This window comes from Hyphomicrobium sp. (assembly GCF_019744875.1).
Classification (GTDB): Bacteria; Pseudomonadota; Alphaproteobacteria; order Rhizobiales; family Hyphomicrobiaceae; genus Hyphomicrobium_C.
The window spans coordinates 165,889-185,285 of sequence record NZ_JAIETU010000005.1; the positions used below are offsets into that span (position 1 = coordinate 165,889).

A 19,397-nucleotide genomic window follows, 5' to 3' on the forward strand; every position below is an offset into this window, starting at 1 on the left:
GGACACTGCGCCCGAGCTTCGCAAGATCAAGTGGGATGCGTTACGCCGCGTTGCGCTTGTCGGGCGGCGCGATGGCCTTGGCGCGGGCTGCGACGTCGGCATCGCGTTCGCGCATCAGCCTGTCGGACTCCATCTGCCAGCGCTTGGCCTCGCTCGTGCGCACGCGCGCTGTGCGGCGCCATCGGGCCTGCGTGAGCCAGACGGCCGCGCCGCCGAGAAGAACGCCAACCAGAAGGGCTGCAAAGAGAAAACCGTAGAACGGCATCACGACGGAGATGACGGGCGTCTCAGGACGGAAGGGATCCAGCACCAGGCGAACGGAATGGCGATTGGCAACCGCGAGAGTCACCAGCAGCGCGGCGGCGGGAAAAGCGATCAACAGCCAAATGATCCGTTTGAGCACGCACTCTCCTCTCGACCGGCTTTACGCCGGTCATACTGCGTTGGCCTCTCAACCGGCTCTGCGCCGGTCATGCTGCCTCGGCTCGCCGCCGACAAAACCGCAACGCAGCTCAGTCGTTGGTGTTGAGCCGGTCGCGCAGCTCCTTGCCCGTCTTGAAGAACGGGACAAATTTTTCCGCCACCGGCACCGGATCGCCGGTGCGCGGGTTGCGGCCCTGACGGGCGGCGCGGTGCTTGACGGTGAAGGCCCCGAAGCCGCGCAGCTCGACGCGATCGCCTTGCGCCAGCGCGTCGACAATCTCGTCGAACACGACGTTGACGATGCGCTCGACGTCGCGATGGTAGAGGTGCGGGTTCGACGCCGCGATCTTCTGGATCAGCTCAGATTTGATCAAGGTACGAACCTCCCGGAAAAGTATTGTTATTCTTCAATTTTCCGGAGGTTGCCAAACGGAAACGAGGCCGTCAAGCCCGAGTCTGCCAACGGATGGAGACAGGGTTACGAGTTCGGCCGTCCGAGCGATCGCGCCGAGCGCCAGGGCGCCGGCCGCCGAGGTGGCCGCTCCGGTCACTCCGCCCCAGGTGCCCTCGGCCGTCGGCTTCCAGTTCACCACTTTCAGGTCCTTGGAGATGCCGCGCGTGGTTTCCAGCCAGCGGACGGCTTCCGTCTCGCCGCCGATCTCGTCCACAAGCTTGCGTTCGAGGGCCTGGCGGCCCGAGAAGATGCGCCCCTGCATCAGGCCGTCGACCGTTGCCGGGTCGATGCCGCGACGCTCCTGGACCAGGGACAGGAACCAGCGGAAGCCGTCGTCGATCGTGTCCTGCATGACGCGCTTGGCGCCTTCGGTGGCGGGTTCGAACGGGTTCGGGGCGGCTTTGAGATCGCCGCTCTTAACCTCGTTGAACTTGACGCCGAGCTTGGCCAGCAGCTCGCTCACCTCGGGCCACTGGGCGAGGACGCCCACCGAGCCGGTGATCGTATTGCCCCGAGTGACGATGTGGTCCGTGCCGAGGCCGACGATGTAGCCGGCAGACGCGGCAATGGTGCCGAACTGGGCGACCACGGGCTTCGTCTGCGCCACGTCGCGCAGCGCCAGATACAGGCTTTCGCCGCCGGTCGTGGTGCCGCCGGGGCTGTTCACGAAGACAATCAGGGCCTCGACGTGGCTGGCGTCCTTGATCTTCTTCAGCATCGCGATCTGATCGCGGTCGTCGGTGATGGTGCCTTCGATGGCGACGCGGGCGATCTGCTTGGTGCCGGCCAGCGTGGACAAGTCCGAGCTGCCGAAGACCATCGCGCCGAGGAGGAGGCCGATGAAGAGCACGGCGGCGCTGCGCCAGAACGAAATGCGCCTGCGCATCCGGCGACGATCGAGGACGGCTTCGAGTTCAAGCGACATGTCTCAGTGCACTCCCGGGTTCAAGCCCGCAAATTAGGTAACCCCGCCATCTCGCGCAATGGCGCTTCGCTTGCCGCGGCCAGAAGTCGGCCGGAAAATGGAAATGCGCGGGACTTTCGTCCCGCGCATCTTGGTAAACTTCAAGTCAGGCAGCTTTGAGCCGCCTACTCCTCGTCTGAGTCGGAATCGGCATCCGCATCGCGCTTCTTGATGGCGGCCTTGAAGATGTCGCCGAGCGAAGCGCCCGAGTCCGACGAACCGTACTGCGCCACAGCCTGCTTCTCTTCGGCGATTTCGAGCGCCTTGATCGAGACCGTGATGCGGCGTGCGGCCTTGTCGACCGTGAGCACTGCGCCATCGACCTTCTGGCCGACGGTGAAGCGTTCCGAGCGCTGCTCCGAACGGTCGCGCGAGAGGTCCGAGCGCTTGATGAACGTGGTGAGATCGCTGTCGGCGATCTTCACTTCGATGCCGTTCTCCTGCACCTGGATGACTTCACACGTGACCTGGTCGCCCTTCTTGTACTTGGCAAGAGCGTCCGCCGGATCGCCGCCGAGCTGCTTGATGCCGAGCGAGATGCGCTCCTTCGAGCTGTCGACGTCGAGGACGATCGCTTTGACGGTGTCGCCCTTCTTGTAGTCCTTGATGACTTCGTCGCCGGCCTTCTGCCAGTCGAGATCGGAGAGGTGGACCATGCCGTCCACGCCGCCGTCGAGACCGATGAAGAGACCGAACTCCGTGATGTTGCGGATCGGACCTTCGACAACGGTGCCCTTCGGATGCTGAGCCAGGAACGCATCCCAGGGGTTGTCCTGGGTCTGCTTGAGGCCGAGCGAAATGCGGCGCTTGGCGGGGTCGACCTCGAGGATCTGCACTTCGACCTGCTGGCTGGTCGAGACGATCTTGCCGGGGTGGACGTTCTTCTTGGTCCAGCTCATTTCGGAGACGTGGATGAGGCCTTCGACGCCCGGCTCCAGCTCCACGAACGCGCCGTAGTCGGCGATGTTCGTGACGGTGCCGGAGAAGCGCGCGCCGATCGGGTACTTGGCCTCGATCGCCGACCACGGGTCGGACTGGAGCTGCTTCATGCCGAGGCTGATGCGCTGCGTCTCGGGGTTGATGCGGATGATCTGCACCTTCACCGTGTCGCCGACGTTCAGGATCTCGGACGGATGGTTGACGCGGCGCCAGGCCATGTCGGTCACGTGCAGCAGGCCGTCGATGCCGCCGAGGTCGATGAACGCACCGTAGTCGGTGATATTCTTGACGAGGCCGTCGATGATCTGGCCTTCGGCGAGACGGGCGACGATGTCGGCGCGCTGCTCGGCGCGGGTCTCTTCAAGAACGGAGCGGCGCGAGACGACGATGTTGCCGCGACGGCGATCCATCTTGAGGATCTGGAACTGCTGCGGCTGGTGCATCAGCGGGCCGATGTCGCGCACGGGGCGGATGTCGACCTGCGAGCCCGGCAGGAACGCCACGGCGCCGTCGAGGTCGACCGTGAAGCCGCCCTTGACCTTGTTGAAGATCACGCCCGTGACCTTCTCGCCCTTCTCGGAGAGCTTCTCGAGGCGGGTCCAGCTTTCCTCGCGGCGAGCCTTGTCGCGCGACAGCACAGCTTCACCCAGCGCGTTCTCGATGCGCTCAAGGTAGACTTCGACGACGTCGCCGACCTTGATGTTGCCCGGCTGGCCGCCGATGCCGAATTCCTTGACCGGTACGCGGCCTTCCATCTTCAGGCCGACGTCGATGACCGCGAGGTCCTTCTCGATGCCGACGACCTTGCCCTTGACGACGCTGCCTTCAAAAAGATCGTCCTTGGCGAGGCTATCAGCGAGCATCGCTGCGAACTCATCGCGCGACGGCGAATAGTCTTTGCTCAAATCAGCGGACATTCAAACTCCTGGTGGTGTGTTGATATGAATGGGATTTAACCGCCGTAGCCCATCGTTGAACGGGCTGCAGCGGCGCGGATTAGGTGAGGCCGAAAGCCCGGCGGCGCATGCATGAGCACGCACGGACGGTGTCTCCCGGCACGTCTTTGGTGATCTTGGTCTCAGCGCCGCCGTGATGGGCCTCAAGCCCGCCAGTGAAATTTGAGACGCTTGCCATGCAAACGTCCCTAGTGGCTGATCTTCCTCTTGATCAATCCGACAGCGGCGTCGAATGCGGCTTCTATACTCAAGTTGCTGGTGTCAAGCAACTCCGCATCTGCCGCCAGCATCATGGGCGCGCTGGTGCGGCCGGTGTCGCGGGCGTCGCGGGCCAGGATGTCCGCCAGAACAGTTTCATAGGCAACGGCATCCCCCCTGGCCTCGAACTCGGCGAACCGCCGGCTGGCGCGGATTTCCGGGGTTGCGGTGACGAAGATCTTCACGTTCGCGTCCGGGCAGACGACGGTGCCGATATCGCGCCCATCGAGCACGGCGCCGGGCGGGCGGCGGGCGAAATTTCGCTGATATTCCAACAGCGCGGCGCGAACTTCGGGGATGCGGGCGACGATCGACGCGGCATCGCCGGCGGCGGTGCCGCGCAGGTCGGCGTCCTCCAGCTCACACGGATCGAGCCCGCGGGCGGCGACCACGGCCGCCCAGGCATCCTCAAGCCGGAAGCCGTTGCGCGCCACGTCGCGCGCGACCGCGCGGTAGAGCAGCCCGGTGTCCAGGCAATGAAACCCGAGGTGTGCCGCGAGGCGCTTGGCCAGCGTACCCTTGCCCGACGCCGCCGGTCCGTCGATGGCGATGATCATGCCTCGCCCTCGCCAAACCGGGCGCCGAGGCGTTCCATGAGGGTGCGGAACTCGGGGAAGCTGGTGGCGATCATGGCCGTGTCGTCGACCTTCACGGGCTGCTCGCTCGCCAGGCCCATGACCAGGAAGGCCATGGCAATGCGGTGATCGAGATGCGTCGCGACCGTGCCACCGCCGGACACTGCGCCGGTGCCGGGGACGGTCAGCGTGTCGCCCACGGCTTCGGCCCGGACGCCGTTGGCCGCAAGGCCGTCGGCGGTCGCGGCCAGCCGGTCGCTTTCCTTCACCTTCAGCTCCGCCAGGCCGTTCATGCGCGTGACGCCGTTGGCGAAGGCGGCGACCACAGCCAGCATCGGGTATTCGTCGATCATGGAGGGCGCGCGGGCCGCCGGGACGTCGACGCCCGTCAGGCTCGAATGGCGCGCGCGGATGTCGGCCACCGGCTCGCCGCCTTCCTCGCGCTCGTCGAGGAAGGTGATGTCGGCGCCCATTTCCTTGAGCGTGGTGTAAAGCCCCGTGCGCGTGGGGTTGATCAGCACGCCCTCGATCGTCACGTCGGACCCGGGGACGATCAGCGCGGCGGCGATCAGGAAGGCGGCCGAGGACGGGTCGGCGGGCACGGTGACGTCGCGGCCCACAAGCTCGGGCTGGCCCTTGATCGTGATGCGCGTGGTCTCGCCGTCGGCAACGCACGTCACCTCGGCGCCGAAGTGCCTCAACATGCGCTCGGTGTGGTCGCGGGTCGGCTCGCGCTCAATCACGGTGGTTTCGCCCGCCGTTCCGAGGCCGGCCAGCAGGACCGCGCTTTTGACCTGTGCCGAGGGCACGGGCAGCTCATAGACGATCGGCACGAGGCGGGACGAGCCGCGCACGGTCAGCGGAAGGCGGTCACGGTCTTCGTCGACCTCCACGCCCATCTGCTTCAGCGGACCGAGAATGCGGCCCATCGGGCGTTTCGAAAGCGAGGCGTCGCCGACCATCGTCACCGCGATGTCGTGGGGCGCGACCACGCCCATCATGAGGCGCGAGCCGGTGCCGGCGTTGCCGAAATCGAGCGGGCCTGCGGGCTGCGCGAGGCCGCCCGTGCCGCGGCCGCGCACCTCCCAGACGTCGCCCGTTTTGCCAGCCGGCGCGCCGAGCGCCGTCACGGCCTGCGCCGTGTTCAGAACGTCCTCGGATTCCAGAAGGCCGCGAATACGCGTCGTGCCGGTTGCCAGCGCACCCAGCATGAGCGCGCGGTGGGAAATGGACTTATCTCCGGGCACGCGAAAACGGCCGCTGAGCGGGCCGGATTTGAGGGCGGATAGCGGAAAGGGGCCGGCGTGGGTCACGGGTGCGGGAGCCTGATCTTTGAGCGGAGGAGAGGCGATCACGGATATCTGAAGAATGTCCGGCCGCCTTGGAAAGCCACGGCATAGAGCCGCCGGAGCCGGGTGCTGTCAACGGCACGGACGCCGGTTTCGGTCGGCCTCCTGGCCATCTCCGCGCTATTGGCGGCGCTACAACTCGCCGCCTCGTTTTCGATGCTCAGGCTCTACGACAAGGTGCTGACGACGGAGGCGGCCGCCTCGCTCGCGGGAGCGACGGGGTTGGTTGCGGGCCTGCTTTTGGCGTTCGTCTGCCTGGATGCTGCGCGCTCGCGCATCCTTTGCCGCGCCGGCCTCGCGTTCGTCGAGGGCCTGGATGACCGCATGTCGCGCGTGATGCACTCTGTTAGCGAGGCAAAGGGCCGGGAGATCATCACCGACCTCGAACGCATCGCGCGCTTTGCCAGCAGTGCCGGCCCGGCCGCATTCCTAGACGCCGTGTGGCTGCCCGCCTGCCTGGTCGCGAGCGCGATCCTCCATCCCGCACTCGGGCTCTTCCTCGCTGCCGCACTCGTCGTGCAGGCGGCGCTGGCGGTCGCCTCTGAACGGGCCGGCCGGGGCGGCCAGGATGCAACGGCCGCAGCACTCCGCCGCCGTCTCGCGCGCCACAGCCGCGTGCGCTCGCGCGCCGATGCGGGTGGCGCCGTGAACGCATCGGACTGGTGCGGGATGTCCCGCGCCTACTTTCGCCAGAAGCTCGATGTCGCCGAAAGCGCCATGACCTTCGCCGCCGTCGGGCGTGGCCTGCGCGTGGCGCTTCAGATGAGCGGCCTGGGGCTCAGCGCTTTGCTCGTGAGCCGCGACATGATGAGCCCCGGCGCCCTCGTCGCCGCGTCGTTCATCATGGCGCGCGCGTTTGCGATTTTCGACGTCACGGTGATGTACTGGCGCGTGTTCGCCGCCGCGCGCGACAGCTACCGCCGCCTCGTATCATGAGGCGACGCTAGATCTTGAACTCGTCGATGCTGGCGAAAGCGGTCCGCAGCGCATCCGACCACGACGCGGAAAGCTGCTTGAAATATGGGTCGTCGAGCCCGATGCGCGCCTCGCGATTGAGGTCCAGGCTGTCGCGCTCGTAGAGCAGGATGTCGATCGGCATGCCTACCGAGAGATTGGAGCGCAGCGTGGAGTCGAACGAAAGCAGGATCAGTTTCGCGGCTTCGCCCAGGCTCATCTCGGGGCGCGCCACGCGATCAAGAATTGGCTTGCCGTACTTGTGCTCGCCGATCTGCAGGAACGGCGTGTCGTCGGTCGCTTCGATAAAGTTGCCTTCCGCATAGATCTGGTAGAGACGCGGGCGCTCGTTCGCGATCTGACCGCCGAGCAGGAACGAGGCGGAAAAGCCGCCCTTGCTCATTTCCAGCGCCGCCCCGTCCTGGCGGCGAACGTCGCGCACGGCATCGCCCACGAGCCGCGCCGCCCGGTACATCGATGGCACGGTAAACAGCGTCGCGCCCGGCGGATTGGGATCGGCCAGTTGTTCGTTGAGATTGCTGACCACGGACTGCGTGACGGCGAGGTTGCCGGCCGAGAGCAGCACGATCACGCGCTCGCCGGGCTGGCGCCAGTAGTGAAGCTTCCGGTACTGGGCCACGTTGTCGACGCCGGCGTTGGTGCGCGTGTCTGCGGCGAACACCAGGCCGCGGTCCAGTCTCATCGCGACGCAATATGTCATCGCGCGGATCCTTCCATGGCGATTTATTGCTGTTGTTGACCGCCTTGCTGATCAACTTCGACCCGGACGTCAAGGGTCTCGTGCAGGCCACCCTTCTGGGTGCCGCGGATGGGGGAGGCCGAGGCGGCATCGAAGCCGCAGGCGAGCCGCACATAGCGCTCCGTTGGGCACATGCCGTTGGCGGGGTCGAACCCGACCCAGCCCAGCCCGTCGACCCACGCTTCCGCCCAGGCGTGATGGGCTTCCGAGGGCGCCAGGGTGCCGGAAAGGAAGTAGCCGTTGACGTAGCGGGCCGGAATGCCGATCACCCGCGCCACGGAGATGAAGAGGTGCGCGTGGTCCTGGCAGACGCCCTTGCCCGACGCCAGCGCCTCCGCAGCCGTTGTGTGCTCGTGCGTCGAGCCGATCTCATACGAAATGGCGTTCTGCACCACGCGCATGATGGCGTGCAGGCAATCGAGCGAATCCGCCGGCACGCGCCCGTTGCTCACCGTATGTGCGAGCGCCCGGATCGCCTTATCGGGCGCGGTCTTGGGCGACTCCCGCAGGAACACGCGCCGCGGCGCCATCTCGTTCAACCCGCGCACGATCCCGCACCGGTCCTCCGTCTCGACCACGCCGTGCGCTTCCAGCGTCATGCCGTCGTGGGCTGCGCTCAGGGCCGTGAGGTGCACGAGATTGCCGAGCCCGTCGCGATACTCAATGCGCTTGTCGAAACCCGGTGCCGTGATGGTCCAATTGACGACCTCCTGGCCGTCGTAGGACGGCGGCGTCAGCCGCAGACTCTGGATCGAGTACCGCGCTGGCGTACTGTAGGTGTAGGTCGTCACATGGCGAATTTCGATCAGCATCCGCCCCTCAGGAGGTAAAGTGGTAGGCCTCAGAAATCTCGTGAGCCACGCGATTGTTCCGCGCGATGAAGTCGAGCAGGAATTCGTGAAGCCCGGATTGGAAAATCGTGTCGATGTGCCCCTGGTCGAGCATCTTTCGGATTGATTTCGCAGTGGCGAGGCAGGGCTTCGCCTCGCCGTAGACTTCGGACAGGCCGTCGAGCGCGGAATCGATTTCGCTGTAGCAGGCATGCAGCGAGCGCGGCATGGCGTGGTTCAGGATCAGATAGTCGGCGATCCGCCACGACCGGTAGCTGTCCTTGTAGACCCAGCGGTAGCTGCGATGAGCGGAGACGGACCGCAGGATCGCCTCCCACTGGACATTGTCGACGCTGCTGCCGATCATGCTCGTCGAAGGCAGCAGCACGTAATACTTCACGTCGAGAATGCGCGCCGTGTTGTCAGCGCGCTCGAGAAACGTACCGAGCTGGCTGAAATAGAACGTGTCGTTGCGCAGGATCGTGTTCAGGAGCGCGCCCCGATACCCGGCCGAGCGTTCCTTGATCCAGTCGAGGATGCGCGGCAGCGCGTCGGGCCTGAGCGAGTCCGGCTTGATCTGCTGGAACTCCAACCACGACCCGTTCAGGGATTCCCACATCTCGCGCGTGAGCGCGGTGCGCTGGGCGCGCGCATTGCGCCGCGCCGTGGCGAGGCACGCGTGAATGCTTGAGGAATTGGTCGCGTCGAACAGCAGGAAATCGACCACGTGCTTGGTCGAGAGCGTGCCGTGCTTGGCATAGTATTGATCGGCGCATCCCGCGCTTTTGAGCGTCGACGCCCATTCTTCGTTGTTGTCGCCGTCGGCGCGCGGCAGGAGCGCGATGCGATAGCCCGCCTCGATCAGGCGCGCCATGTTTTCGGCGCGCTCGATGTAGCGTGACAACCAGAAGAGATCGTTTGCCGTTCGCCCTAGCATGGTGTTCGTGCGACCCGTTCTATCGGCGTTTTATTGTTCAGCTTGCGAAAGCCGTTAGTTCTGAAGAGCCGTCAGTCTTGAAAAATCTCAGTCTTGAAGAATCCAAGTGTCCTTGGTTCCGCCGCCCTGGCTGGAGTTCACGACCAGCGACCCCTTGCGAAGCGCAACGCGCGTCAATCCCCCCGGCACGAGACGCACCTCGTCGCCGATGAGCACGAACGGCCTGAGATCGAGGTGGCGCGGCGCGATGCCGTCCTCGACCAGCGTCGGGCACGTCGAGAGCGCGAGCGTCGGCTGCGCGATGTAGTTGTCGGGGCGGGCTTTGACGCGGGCGCGGAAGGCTTCGATTTCGTCCGCCGTCGAGGCCGGTCCCACCAGCATGCCGTACCCGCCCGAGCCGTGCACTTCCTTCACGACCAGCTCGGCCATGTTTTCGAGCACGTACTTGAGCGCGTCGGGCTTGCGGCAATTGTAGGTCGGCACGTTCTTCAGGATCGGCGGCCGGCCCATGTAGAATTCGATGATTTCGGGAATGTAGCTGTAGATCGCCTTGTCGTCGGCGATGCCGGCGCCAGGCGCATTCACGATCGTCACGTTGCCGGCGCGGTAGACGTCCATCAGCCCCGGCACGCCCAGAACCGAGGTCGGGTCGAACGTCAGCGGATCGAGGAAGGCGTCGTCGACACGGCGATAGAGCACGTCCACCGGACGCAGGCCCTCCGTCGTTTTCATGTTGAGATGCCCGTCCAGCACCACGAGATCCGATCCCTCGACAAGCTCGAGGCCCATCTGGTCGGCAAGGAACGCGTGCTCGAAATAGGCGCTGTTATAGATGCCGGGCGTCAGCACCGCGATCGTCGGATCCTTGCTGAGCCGGCGCGGCGCGACGCTTTCGAGCGTCTTGCGCAGGTTGTCGGGATAGGTCTCGATCGGCGCGACGCGGTTCTCGGCGAACAGGTTCGGGAACATGTGCATCATCGTCTCGCGGTTCTCCAGCATGTAGGAGACCCCCGACGGCGTGCGCGTGTTGTCCTCGAGCACGTAGAATTCGTTTTCCGCCGTGCGGACGATGTCGATTCCGATGATGTGCGAATAGATGCCAAGCTCGGGTTCGACGCCGATCATCTCCGGCACGAACGCGCTGTTCTGGATCACGAGCTCGGCCGGGATGCGGCCTGCCTTGATGATCTCCTGGCGGTGGTAGATGTCGTACATGAAGGCGTTGAGCGCCTTCACACGCTGCTCGATGCCCGCCGCCAGCCGCCGCCATTCCGCCGCCGAGATGATGCGCGGGATCATGTCGAACGGGATCAGCCGTTCGGTCGCTTCCGTATCGCCGTAGACGGCGAACGTGATGCCGGTCCGCCGGAACAAGAGCTCGGCCTCAGCGCTTTTCTTCCTCAGCTCTTCGACCCGGACCGAGTCGAGCCAAGCCGCAACCTGGGCGTAGGGCTCCCGGACGTCTTGTCCGAAGCCGTTCATTTCGTCGAAGGCGAGCGTCAAATCCGCGACCCTGATTTGCTCCATGAGGACTGATAGGCAAGAGCCGGGCCAATCCATCGGAGACAAGAAAACGTTTGAATATCATAAGCTAAGAAAAACCGTTCTGCCCGCGGTTTGGTCATTTGCTTGGAAAATTGGCAGCACCAGATCAATTCCCAGTCACGCCAAAAGGTTGCCTGAGGCGCCGGCAATTACGCAGACCCGGCCGTGACCCCGAGACCTGCCTCGCACACGTGACGAGAGGGCTTGACGAGGGGTTCGGTATGTTCTTTAATTTCTGTCATGACAGAAATAACAGCAAGCCAAGATCGTCTGCCTCAATCCGTCGAGCGCTTTGTCGTCGCGTGGGGAGAGATGGGGGAGACGTGGGGTGTGAACCGGTCGGTGTCGCAGATCCACGCCCTGCTCTACATCGCAGACCAGCCGCTCTCCGCCGAGGACATCGCCGCGCGCCTGAAGCTGGCCCGCTCCAATGTGTCGACATCGCTTCGCGAGCTTTTGGCCTGGTCGCTCATCCGCCGCGTCTCCGCGCTCGGCGACCGGCGGGATTTCTACGAAGCCGAGGCGGACGTCTTCGAGATGCTGCGCCGCATCGCCGCGAACCGGAAGGCGCGTGAGATCGATCCCGCCGTGGCGGCGCTGAGCCAGTGCCTTGCATCCGCCGAGGACGACCCGCGGGTCTCCGCCGGCGCCCGCAAGCGTTTCCGCGCCATGCTGGACGTGACGCAGGAGGTCTCGCGCAGCTTCGACGAGGTGATCGGCCTGCCGACGCCGGTGCTGGCCCGGCTCATCAAGATGGGCGCGGCCGTAGTTCGGCTTGCTGGCCTCACAACTGGCCGGAGCGCGAAGCGGCCGGCCCAGCCGGACAAGACGAAGGCTTAGGTCGCGCCCTCGGCCGGGCACGAAGACGCAGAGACGGGGAGGACGTTCGATGATCGCCTTGCCATCCAGAAGCACCGCTCCGGCGAACGCTGTGCCAGCGATGGCCGGCACGCCCGATCGGCGCCCGTCTTCCACCGGCGAGAGCGTCGTCGATCTCCGGTTCCGCGCGCTGGTCGGGGAGGAAAGCTGGGCGCGGCTGCCTGCCGCCGTGCAGAAGCGCTTCTCGAAGCGTCTGTCGCGCGATGCCGCTGTGGTCTACGCAGGCGAGGTGCTTGAAACGCGGCTCTCGCGCGTCGGCCGGATCGCCGCGTTCCTCGCGCGCGCCATCGGCGCGCCGCTTCCCCTCGAAAACGGCATGACCGGCGCGGCTGTCGTCACGGTCACGGAGGCCGAAGGCCTGGGTGGCCAGGGCATGAGCGGCCAGTGCTGGACGCGCATGTACGCCCGCCGTGGCCGCTTCCCGCAGGTCATCCACTCCGCCAAGCGCTTCTCGGGCCCCACCGGGCTGGAGGAATACGTCGGCTACGGGGTTGGCATGTCGCTCGCCGTCACGGAGCGCGAGGGCGCGCTCGTCTTCCGTTCGACGCGCTATGTGCTCGCGATTGGAAGGCTGCGCATGCGCCTGCCCCGGCTGTTGGAGCCGGGACGGATGGAGGTGGTGCACAAGGACGAGGGCGGCGGCGCGTTTCTCTTCACGCTCGCGCTCACCCACCCCTGGCTCGGAGAATTGGTCTACCAGGCTGCACGCTTCCGCGACGCCTGACGGCTACTTCGGATCGGCGGCGCCGGAAGTGTCGCCGGCATCCTTACACGCGCCGTCATGATCCTTGCGCGCAGCGGCCGAAATGCGTTCGCAGTCGTTGCCGTAGGTTTTGCCGTCACAGCCGCAGACCGGCTGGTAGATCTTCGTGCACATTTCCGAGCGGATGACGCACTGGCCTTCGGCATTGTCCTGGCCGCAGGTCGCGGGCGCCGTATCGCAGAAGAACCCCACCGAGCAAGAGGGCCCCGCCGCTCCGCCGCAGGCCTGGCCTTGTCCGGCCTGGGCGAACGCGTGCGAAGAAAACGTGAGGCTGCCTAGCAAGAGCGCGCCCAGTGTTAGGAGTGCGAGCACGCCGAGGATTGAAAAGTTGGGAGCGCGAGCGCTGGAGCGCATGGACAACCTCCTGAAAACGTCATGTGTCACAACGCGGGATGGCGCAAATTGGTTCGGGACGGCGTGTGCGGACCTGCCGTTTGCCCCCGCGCCGCCTTGATTCGCATGTCTATGGTCTGCGATGTCATTCGGCAACGGCGCGCTCATCCGGACCCTCCGTGTTCTCCTCAATGGGAAGACGGCCGCCGGGGACGTTGCCGTGCCGGTCGCGCTCGTTGGCGGCGGTCAGCGCGAAGCTGGCCGGGACGAAAGTGTGGGGAAAGACGAAACTGCGGGGAACCATGAGGACAATCGAACGGGCTCCGAACCGTCGGGCAGCACGGTCATGATGACGGCCGCCAAGGACTGGGCCACGCTGCTCGGCTTCGACAAGGAGCAGGACGAGCGCACCATGGCCTCGCGGGCGCGCGTCATGGCGAAAACGCTGGCCTATCTCGAAGCGCACTACGCGGATCCGGATGGCCCCCGTCCGTCCGAAGCCGTGGTGATGGAGTTCACCCAGTTTCTGCTGCTCGCCGAAAGCATGGAGCCGAAAGGCCGCGGCGGAAAGTTCCGCGAACTCTACGAAGAGGTCGTCCAGCTTCACCTGCATTGGGATGAGCGCGACCGCGACGCGAGCTTTGCCGCCATCGCCAAGAAGGTGGCCATGCTGAAGGGCGTGCTTTCATTTTGCGATGCCTGGCAGGGCACGGAGACGATAATTCCGCGCCGCCAGACGCCGCGCGAGCCCGCGCCACTGTTTGACGACGCCGACGTCAAGACCCGCATCGTCCGCCCGTCCCATATGCGCCCCTGAACAGGCTCCGGAACAGGAGGCTTAGAACCGCTTGCGCCCGGCGCGATCACCCGCTATTCAGCTGCGCTTCGGTTCGAAATTCGCGGGGTGATGCGACCACCATCTCCCCGCGCGATCCGAACGGCCGGAGAGGTGGCAGAGTGGTCGATCGCGCCGCACTCGAAATGCGGAGTACGGGCAACCGTACCGGGGGTTCGAATCCCTCCCTCTCCGCCAATTCCCATTCAAATATTTAGCAATATCAGAGCGTTGCAAGGCGGCGTGTCAGTCGGTTGATCCGGCGCGCACAGTCGACGCCGTGCGGCCGCCGCTGCCGCATCAATCGTCGTTGCCGCCAGCGTCCTGCAAATCGTTCTGGTCCGGGAACAAATCGCGGCGCTTGCCGCGCGGAGAACCATCGTCGGGGAGAGCCTGGGCGGCATTGGCGTCGTCCAGAACCTCGACCTTGTAGGCCTGGGTCTTCTCAGGCTTCGCTTCGCCTGGTTTGACGTAGTCGAACACGAGATAGATGCGGCCCGCGTCGACGGCCGTCAGCAACACCACGAATTTCGCGGGCGCGCCGGGCTGCGGCGGCGGTGTCCCCGGCCCCGGCTTGACGAAGCCCTGGATGTCGACCGTTACGATGTTCGCCGGCGGCGGCTCGTTGAGAACCCACCGGTGCCCGGTGGAGGGATCGCCGTCGAGCTCCAGTGTGGTCGTGTCGCCGACCGTGATCTGAACCGGGATGTCGTTGGCTCGCGCGGAGTGGGGGAGCAGGGCCGCCATCAGCACAAGGATGCCCGTCGCGACGGACGGCAGGAAATATCGCAGCATTGCTAAAGTCCCTAGTTCACATTCAACGAGCTTCACAATCAAAGTGCTTCACGGGTCAACGAGCAGGCGCTTGAGAGACGTTTCGGAAAAGGACGGCGGCACGCCGAACCCCCGGCAGATGATCCGCTGTCGCCTCGAGGCCATTCCGCAGCTTACTTACATTGGCTGGGCGCGTTGCTGCCTGCAAGCCGGTTTGAAATCCAGGCCACGGCGTCGCGCGCGCCTTTCATCGCAATCGTCCCGTGCCCGACGTTGGGATAGGTGAGCAACTCGACGCGGCTTCCGGCCTCACACAAGCGTCGCGCGTAGTCCTCCGTGACGGCGGGGCGTATGGTGTCGTCGGCCGATCCCTGAAGAAGAAGCACTGGGATTGCGGGCGGCAGCGCGCCGATGGTGTTCTCGGCGAGAAGGGATCGCCAGGGCTCCAGCGCGGTCAGGTTATCAACAGTCAGGAAACGCTCTTGCAGTTCCTTCCCCGCGCGGGCGCGCGGCTCGATGTCGATGAGGGATTCGAGGCAGACGTTCGCGAGACGATCGATCGTCGCCATCGCTTCGGGGTTGACCACATTGGTCAGCGGCACGTTGAACACGCGCGACCACGACCACAACGTCATGGCGAGCAGGTTCTTTCCGCCTGGCGATGCGATGTCGTCATCCAGAAGCGTACGGAGTTCGGTGGCGGGCGCGGCCGCGGCCACGCCTACAATTTCCAGCTCGGGCGCATAGCCCTTGGCGAGCTGGCTCGCGTAGAGAACGGCCTGCCCGCCCTGCGAATGCCCCCAAAGCGCCGTGCGATGAATGGTGCCCGTCACGGCAACCGCGCGCGCCGCGCGAATGGAATCGAGCACGGCATAGCCTTCGCTCTTGCCCACGAGATAGGGATGCGGCCCCGCCGTGCCGAGGCCGGGATAGTCCGTGGCCGCAACCGCGTAGCCCAGGTCGAGAAGGCTGCGCAGCCCCTGCATCTGCATGAACTTGAATGTCGCCAGCGAGGGCGCGCAATGCGGAACGATGCCGGATGTCGGATGCGCCCAGGCCACCACGGGCCTGCCGCCCACGGGCGCGGGAGCGTTGGGAATGATGACGATACCGGACACGGCGATCGGCCGTCCGTCGAAGCTGGTGGACCGGTAGAGCACCCGGTAAGCGCTCGCATCGGACGGCCCTCCGCTGACCGGCTCCTGCCGGATGACGGTGCCGGGCTGCCCGGCCAGCTCTTGAGGGGAGGCTTGATAGAAATGCGTCTGCGCCGAAGCGGGCCACGCGTCCCCGTGCAATAGAACCGACGTGACCGCGATGGAAAGCCCGAGGCCGCGCACGGCCCGGGCGATGCGCGTTCCCGCATTGAAAATCATCGCGATCTCCATTGTGAGCGCTGGGGCTTTTGCGTCAGGTCGGGCGCGCTGAGATGGTCTGATGAACCATCATAAGCCTACCGAGGATAGGCTCCAGCGTCTTGCGACAGCTCGATCGCTATCGCTTCGGCCGCGCGAGCTGCGACGGCGGGATGCCGAACGTTCTACGGAACAGAAAGGCAAAGTGGCTTGGGTTGGCATAGCCGACGGTCAACGCCACATCCGTAATGCTGAGATCGCCATCGGCCAGCAGCGTCTTGGCCTTGGAAAGTCGCGCGTTCTGCAGGTACTCGTAGACAGGCGCGCCGAACCGCGTGCGAAAGCCGGTCTTGAGCTGCCGCTCTGAAAGGCCGACGGCTTCGGCAAGATCGCTCACGGTCCAGCTTCGAGCGACATCCTCCAGGAGAACGCTGCGGGCCCGGTCCAGTTTGCCCGACAGGTGGCGCTGGCGCGCGCTCAACACCGATCCGCGCGACCGCATCTGCTCGAGTGCGGCGGTCAGAATGGCAAGCCCGGCGATTTCGATTTCGAGGTCCGTACCGTCGGAGCCGAGCGCTGCATCCAGCGCGGCCTCTGCGCGCGCCCGGATCAGGGTGTTGGTGGGAATTCCGCCAACCCAGACGTCGGCATTGGCGGCACGGCAATAGGAGTGCTCGGCGTCGACGTCAGCGAAAAGCTCTAGCGCGTCGAGGCGGCTGAGCTGATCGACCGAGAGCCGCACCTCCACGCCTCTGAAGTTCGCCCCCGTCGGAACCGCGAACTCGCCCTGAACCGCCGTGCGCGCAAAGAACAGGATCGTGGTGTCGGGCGTGTAGGTGAATTCGAGCGCCCGGTTGCAGCCCGGCGTGAGCATCCGGCTCGATCCGGAGCAATCGAGCAGCACGACGATGGCGAGGCATCGCTCGGTACTCGCAAATCCACGAAACACGTCCGCAGACTTCACGTCGAAAGCGGTGATGTTGAAGCCCGGGCGAACGGCGAGGCGTTTGATCTTGCCGAGAACCTGCGGATGGACGGCGAAGCGCTCCGAGAGCGATGTGTCGATGGCGGCAGGCGCTTCGAGATGCGCGTGGCGAAGCGGCCGCTCTTCGAGCGTGAGAGATGTGGGCTTCCCATGACCACCCGGCATGACGTCCAATCCATCCTGTGTGGCAAAAAACGCAATATTGATCGCAATAGTATAGAAATCGTCCGGATCCCGATAGGGGCGACCGGAACGCGGTGGCTCGCCTTTCCAACCTCCCCGTAGTGTCGCCATCGCGGGGACTAAAGTGGGGAGCAGCCAAAGTGACGATGGGTATTGGGAAACGATTGGGCGTTGCACGTCGGTTTGGCAACGGGCGCACGCAAGGCAGCAAGCACGCGGAGTGGACGGGTTGGGCAGTCGGCGCGGCCCTCATGCTCGCGCCCGCCGGCGCAGGCGCGCAGGAGCAGGCCCCGACCGCGCTCGACAAGATCGAAGTGACGACGGAGGCAAAGCCCGCCAAGCCCAAGGCGCCGAAAAAGGCGAAGGCCGTGCAGCCGATCCAGCCGAAACAGCCGCAGGCGCCCGAACCTCAGGCCGCCAACACCGGACTTCCCGTCGACGCGCCGGCCACGACGAGCACCGCATCGAAACGTCCGCAGGATCGGCTGGATGTGCCGGCCGGCATCGGTGTCGTGACGGGGGAAGAGCTCGCCACGCGCAACATGGCGTCCATCAGCGATCTCGACCGTGTTTTTCCGGACGTAAACATCCGTTCGCGTTCAACGCGCGCTTACACGAACATCACCGTGCGCGGACAATCGGCGGTGGACTTCTATAATCCGACGGTCGGCATCTACATCGACGGACTGCCGCAGGACCAGATCTCCTTCGCTCAGCTCCTGCCGCTGGGGCTCGAGCAAGCCGAGCTGCTCTATGGACCGCAGGGCACTCTGTTCGGCCGCAACACCGTCGGTGGCGTGCTCAACATCACGACGCGGAAGCCCGGCAACGAGGCTCATTTCGAGAGCCTCGCCACGGTGAGCGGTTTGGAGCGCGGCGCCGCAGTGCTCGCCAGCGCGCCCATCGTGAAGAATGTGCTCTATGGCGATGTCGCGCTCGGCTATCGCGCCGAGGATGGCGAATACGTCGACATGGCCACGATGGCCGACATCGGCGACACCAAGGATCGCTCGGGCCGCGTCCGGCTGCGCTATGCGCCGACGGGCGGCCCCGTGGACATCATGCTCATGGCGGGACGCAGCGAGATCGAGTCCGACGAGGAGCGTCTGGTGCAGCAGCCGTTCATCAAACGGCGATTGGCCTTCCCGCTGCCGTCGCACTACACACTCGAGACCGACAGCTTCGGCGTCACGGCGAGCTATGATCTGGGCTTTGCGAAAGTGTCGTCGCTGACCGGCTACCAGGATCGCAAGTTCGATCGCACGGTGTTCGGTGACTACACGCCGGAGGACCAGGAGACGTTCAACCAGGAGTTCACGCTGGCGTCCGATCCCCGCCTGAGGAACCCGGTCGACTACGTGTTCGGCCTCTACTTCCAGAACATCGACTTCGAGCGCCGCACGCCGTTCCATTTCCAGACGACGAGCCAGGCAATCGACTCGTACGCGGCCTACGGCGAGGTGACGTGGCACGTCACGGATCGGTTCGATGTCACGCCGGGCCTACGCTACGACTACGAGGTCGCGGACGGCGGGGGTGTCGGCGTCAACACGTTCGATGTCGAGAAAACCTCTGAATCCTGGAGCCCGAAGATCGCGCTCAGCTACAAGCTCTCCGAGCCGTGGCGCGTGTACGGTCTCTACAGCACCGGCTTCAAGCCGGGCGGCATCGTGCGCAGCGTCACGCCCGGGTTGACCAGCGTGACGTATGACCCGCAGCTCACCGACAACTTCGAGGTCGGCACGAAGTACCGTTCACGGGACGGCCGCATCGAGCTTTGGGCTGCCGCTTACTACAACGTCAGCGACGACTATCAGCTCTCCGTCGGCCCGGTGACGGGCAAGTACATCCGCAATGCCGGCGAGGTGGAATCGAAGGGCATCAACCTCACGGCAAAGGTTGAGCCGTGGGAGAACTTCCGCGTGACGGCGGGCCTCGGCCTCAACGACTCGACCTTCACCAAGTACAGCAACCCGGACGTGCCGACGCAGAACTTTACGGGCAACACGCTGCCCTATGCGCCCGAGGTGACCGCCAACGCCAACTTTGAATATGCGGTGCCTCTCGGATACGGCCTCGGCTTCGCCGTGCCGCATTTCGGCGTGACTTATCTCAGCGAGATCTACTTCGACGAAAGCAACACCATCGGCCAGGGCGGTTACACGCTGCTCGACGCAGGTCTCACGTGGAAGCCGTCCGACAACGTGTCGGCGGAGATCTTCGTCGAGAACATCACGGATGAAATCTACACGACCTACGGCTTCGATGCCGGCTTCCCCATCGGTCCTGTCTATCAGTTAGGCCAGGGCCGCACGGCGGGCGCCAGCCTCAGGATCACATACTAGA

General features: G+C 65.1%; 20 protein-coding genes and 1 tRNA gene. 6 read left to right on the plus strand and 15 right to left on the minus strand.

What is annotated here, in order from left to right; translation table 11 throughout:
* Positions 1-40 precede the first annotated feature (40 nt).
* From K2Y42_RS10870 to aroA, 6 genes are all read right to left on the minus strand, one after another.
* The gene (locus tag K2Y42_RS10870; protein WP_291152213.1) at positions 41-403 is read right to left on the minus strand and encodes a hypothetical protein; all 363 of its coding nucleotides are present in this window, start codon (positions 401-403) and stop codon (positions 41-43) included.
* A 109-nt stretch (positions 404-512) separates the two neighbouring features.
* Complete coding sequence (gene ihfB, locus K2Y42_RS10875) at positions 513-797, minus strand: integration host factor subunit beta (RefSeq protein ID WP_291152215.1); 285 nt, start codon at positions 795-797, stop codon at positions 513-515.
* Between the two features lie 33 nt (positions 798-830).
* Complete coding sequence (gene sppA / locus K2Y42_RS10880) at positions 831-1,802, minus strand: signal peptide peptidase SppA (RefSeq protein ID WP_291152217.1); 972 nt, start codon at positions 1,800-1,802, stop codon at positions 831-833.
* A gap of 164 nt (positions 1,803-1,966) precedes the next feature.
* Complete coding sequence (gene rpsA, locus K2Y42_RS10885; RefSeq protein ID WP_291152219.1) at positions 1,967-3,697, minus strand: 30S ribosomal protein S1; 1,731 nt, start codon at positions 3,695-3,697, stop codon at positions 1,967-1,969.
* Positions 3,698-3,924: 227 nt separating this feature from the next.
* Complete coding sequence (cmk, locus tag K2Y42_RS10890; RefSeq protein ID WP_291152221.1) at positions 3,925-4,551, minus strand: (d)CMP kinase; 627 nt, start codon at positions 4,549-4,551, stop codon at positions 3,925-3,927.
* Positions 4,548-5,882 carry a 3-phosphoshikimate 1-carboxyvinyltransferase gene (gene aroA / locus K2Y42_RS10895; RefSeq protein WP_291152223.1) on the minus strand — a complete coding sequence of 445 codons (1,335 nt, stop codon included), beginning with the start codon at positions 5,880-5,882 and terminating at the stop codon, positions 4,548-4,550. Before aroA ends, cmk begins: the two co-directional genes overlap by 4 nt.
* 102 nt (positions 5,883-5,984) lie before the next feature.
* Between aroA and K2Y42_RS10900 the strand changes: the two genes are divergently transcribed.
* Entirely contained in the window at positions 5,985-6,854 is an 870-nt protein-coding gene (locus tag K2Y42_RS10900; RefSeq protein ID WP_291152225.1) for a hypothetical protein, read from the plus strand.
* A 7-nt stretch (positions 6,855-6,861) separates the two neighbouring features.
* Here K2Y42_RS10900 and K2Y42_RS10905 read toward each other — a convergent pair whose 3' ends face one another.
* From K2Y42_RS10905 to K2Y42_RS10920, 4 genes are all read right to left on the minus strand, one after another.
* Entirely contained in the window at positions 6,862-7,593 is a 732-nt protein-coding gene (locus tag K2Y42_RS10905; protein WP_291152227.1) for a proteasome-type protease, read from the minus strand.
* Between the two features lie 23 nt (positions 7,594-7,616).
* Positions 7,617-8,444, minus strand: coding sequence for a transglutaminase family protein (locus K2Y42_RS10910; protein WP_291152229.1), 828 nt, complete (start codon positions 8,442-8,444; stop codon positions 7,617-7,619).
* Between the two features lie 7 nt (positions 8,445-8,451).
* Complete coding sequence (locus K2Y42_RS10915; RefSeq protein ID WP_291152232.1) at positions 8,452-9,399, minus strand: alpha-E domain-containing protein; 948 nt, start codon at positions 9,397-9,399, stop codon at positions 8,452-8,454.
* 87 nt (positions 9,400-9,486) lie between these two features.
* Positions 9,487-10,881 (minus strand): circularly permuted type 2 ATP-grasp protein, encoded by a 1,395-nt coding sequence (locus K2Y42_RS10920; protein WP_291154018.1) that lies wholly within the window; start codon positions 10,879-10,881, stop codon positions 9,487-9,489.
* Between the two features lie 303 nt (positions 10,882-11,184).
* On the opposite strand from K2Y42_RS10920, the gene K2Y42_RS10925 reads away from it, so the two are divergent.
* The gene (locus K2Y42_RS10925; RefSeq protein ID WP_291152235.1) at positions 11,185-11,784 is read left to right on the plus strand and encodes a MarR family transcriptional regulator; all 600 of its coding nucleotides are present in this window, start codon (positions 11,185-11,187) and stop codon (positions 11,782-11,784) included.
* 49 nt (positions 11,785-11,833) lie between these two features.
* On the plus strand, positions 11,834-12,547 hold the full coding sequence (locus K2Y42_RS10930; protein ID WP_366512382.1) for a DUF4166 domain-containing protein: 714 nt from the start codon (positions 11,834-11,836) through the stop codon (positions 12,545-12,547).
* A gap of 3 nt (positions 12,548-12,550) precedes the next feature.
* Here K2Y42_RS10930 and K2Y42_RS10935 read toward each other — a convergent pair whose 3' ends face one another.
* A complete protein-coding gene (locus tag K2Y42_RS10935; RefSeq protein ID WP_291152238.1) occupies positions 12,551-12,940 on the minus strand; it encodes a Kazal-type serine protease inhibitor family protein in 390 nt (129 codons plus the stop codon).
* A 124-nt stretch (positions 12,941-13,064) separates the two neighbouring features.
* Complete coding sequence (locus tag K2Y42_RS10940) at positions 13,065-13,223, minus strand: hypothetical protein (RefSeq protein ID WP_291152241.1); 159 nt, start codon at positions 13,221-13,223, stop codon at positions 13,065-13,067.
* Positions 13,224-13,265: 42 nt separating this feature from the next.
* Between K2Y42_RS10940 and K2Y42_RS10945 the strand changes: the two genes are divergently transcribed.
* Together K2Y42_RS10945 and K2Y42_RS10950 are read left to right on the plus strand one after the other, a co-directional pair.
* Positions 13,266-13,736 carry a hypothetical protein gene (locus K2Y42_RS10945; protein WP_291152243.1) on the plus strand — a complete coding sequence of 157 codons (471 nt, stop codon included), beginning with the start codon at positions 13,266-13,268 and terminating at the stop codon, positions 13,734-13,736.
* Positions 13,737-13,862: 126 nt separating this feature from the next.
* A tRNA-Ser gene (locus tag K2Y42_RS10950) sits at positions 13,863-13,952 on the plus strand.
* A gap of 102 nt (positions 13,953-14,054) precedes the next feature.
* Here K2Y42_RS10950 and K2Y42_RS10955 read toward each other — a convergent pair.
* The 3 genes from K2Y42_RS10955 to K2Y42_RS10965 all read right to left on the minus strand — a co-directional run bounded on the left by K2Y42_RS10955 (position 14,055) and on the right by K2Y42_RS10965 (position 17,033).
* Positions 14,055-14,549, minus strand: coding sequence for a protease inhibitor I42 family protein (locus K2Y42_RS10955; protein WP_291152246.1), 495 nt, complete (start codon positions 14,547-14,549; stop codon positions 14,055-14,057).
* A gap of 152 nt (positions 14,550-14,701) precedes the next feature.
* A complete protein-coding gene (locus K2Y42_RS10960) occupies positions 14,702-15,904 on the minus strand; it encodes an alpha/beta fold hydrolase (protein WP_291152248.1) in 1,203 nt (400 codons plus the stop codon).
* Positions 15,905-16,022: 118 nt separating this feature from the next.
* Positions 16,023-17,033, minus strand: coding sequence for a helix-turn-helix transcriptional regulator (locus tag K2Y42_RS10965; RefSeq protein WP_291152251.1), 1,011 nt, complete (start codon positions 17,031-17,033; stop codon positions 16,023-16,025).
* 182 nt (positions 17,034-17,215) lie between these two features.
* Between K2Y42_RS10965 and K2Y42_RS10970 the strand changes: the two genes are divergently transcribed.
* Positions 17,216-19,396, plus strand: a complete 2,181-nt coding sequence (locus K2Y42_RS10970) for a TonB-dependent receptor (protein WP_291152253.1) — start codon at positions 17,216-17,218, stop codon at positions 19,394-19,396.
* The last annotated feature ends 1 nt before the right edge of the window (position 19,397 follow it).

Coding starts and splice junctions, on each gene's coding strand:
- K2Y42_RS10960 (WP_291152248.1), bottom strand. CDS start 15,904: ATGATTTTCAATGCGGGAACGCGCATCGCCCGGGCCGTGCGCGGCCTC.
- sppA (WP_291152217.1), bottom strand. CDS start 1,802: ATGTCGCTTGAACTCGAAGCCGTCCTCGATCGTCGCCGGATGCGCAGG.
- K2Y42_RS10915 (WP_291152232.1), bottom strand. CDS start 9,399: ATGCTAGGGCGAACGGCAAACGATCTCTTCTGGTTGTCACGCTACATC.
- K2Y42_RS10905 (WP_291152227.1), bottom strand. CDS start 7,593: ATGACATATTGCGTCGCGATGAGACTGGACCGCGGCCTGGTGTTCGCC.
- rpsA (WP_291152219.1), bottom strand. CDS start 3,697: ATGTCCGCTGATTTGAGCAAAGACTATTCGCCGTCGCGCGATGAGTTC.
- K2Y42_RS10910 (WP_291152229.1), bottom strand. CDS start 8,444: ATGCTGATCGAAATTCGCCATGTGACGACCTACACCTACAGTACGCCA.
- K2Y42_RS10940 (WP_291152241.1), bottom strand. CDS start 13,223: ATGGTTCCCCGCAGTTTCGTCTTTCCCCACACTTTCGTCCCGGCCAGC.
- K2Y42_RS10930 (WP_366512382.1), top strand. CDS start 11,834: ATGATCGCCTTGCCATCCAGAAGCACCGCTCCGGCGAACGCTGTGCCA.
- K2Y42_RS10935 (WP_291152238.1), bottom strand. CDS start 12,940: ATGCGCTCCAGCGCTCGCGCTCCCAACTTTTCAATCCTCGGCGTGCTC.
- K2Y42_RS10965 (WP_291152251.1), bottom strand. CDS start 17,033: ATGCCGGGTGGTCATGGGAAGCCCACATCTCTCACGCTCGAAGAGCGG.
- K2Y42_RS10945 (WP_291152243.1), top strand. CDS start 13,266: ATGATGACGGCCGCCAAGGACTGGGCCACGCTGCTCGGCTTCGACAAG.
- cmk (WP_291152221.1), bottom strand. CDS start 4,551: ATGATCATCGCCATCGACGGACCGGCGGCGTCGGGCAAGGGTACGCTG.
- K2Y42_RS10920 (WP_291154018.1), bottom strand. CDS start 10,881: ATGAACGGCTTCGGACAAGACGTCCGGGAGCCCTACGCCCAGGTTGCG.
- K2Y42_RS10955 (WP_291152246.1), bottom strand. CDS start 14,549: ATGCTGCGATATTTCCTGCCGTCCGTCGCGACGGGCATCCTTGTGCTG.
- K2Y42_RS10925 (WP_291152235.1), top strand. CDS start 11,185: ATGACAGAAATAACAGCAAGCCAAGATCGTCTGCCTCAATCCGTCGAG.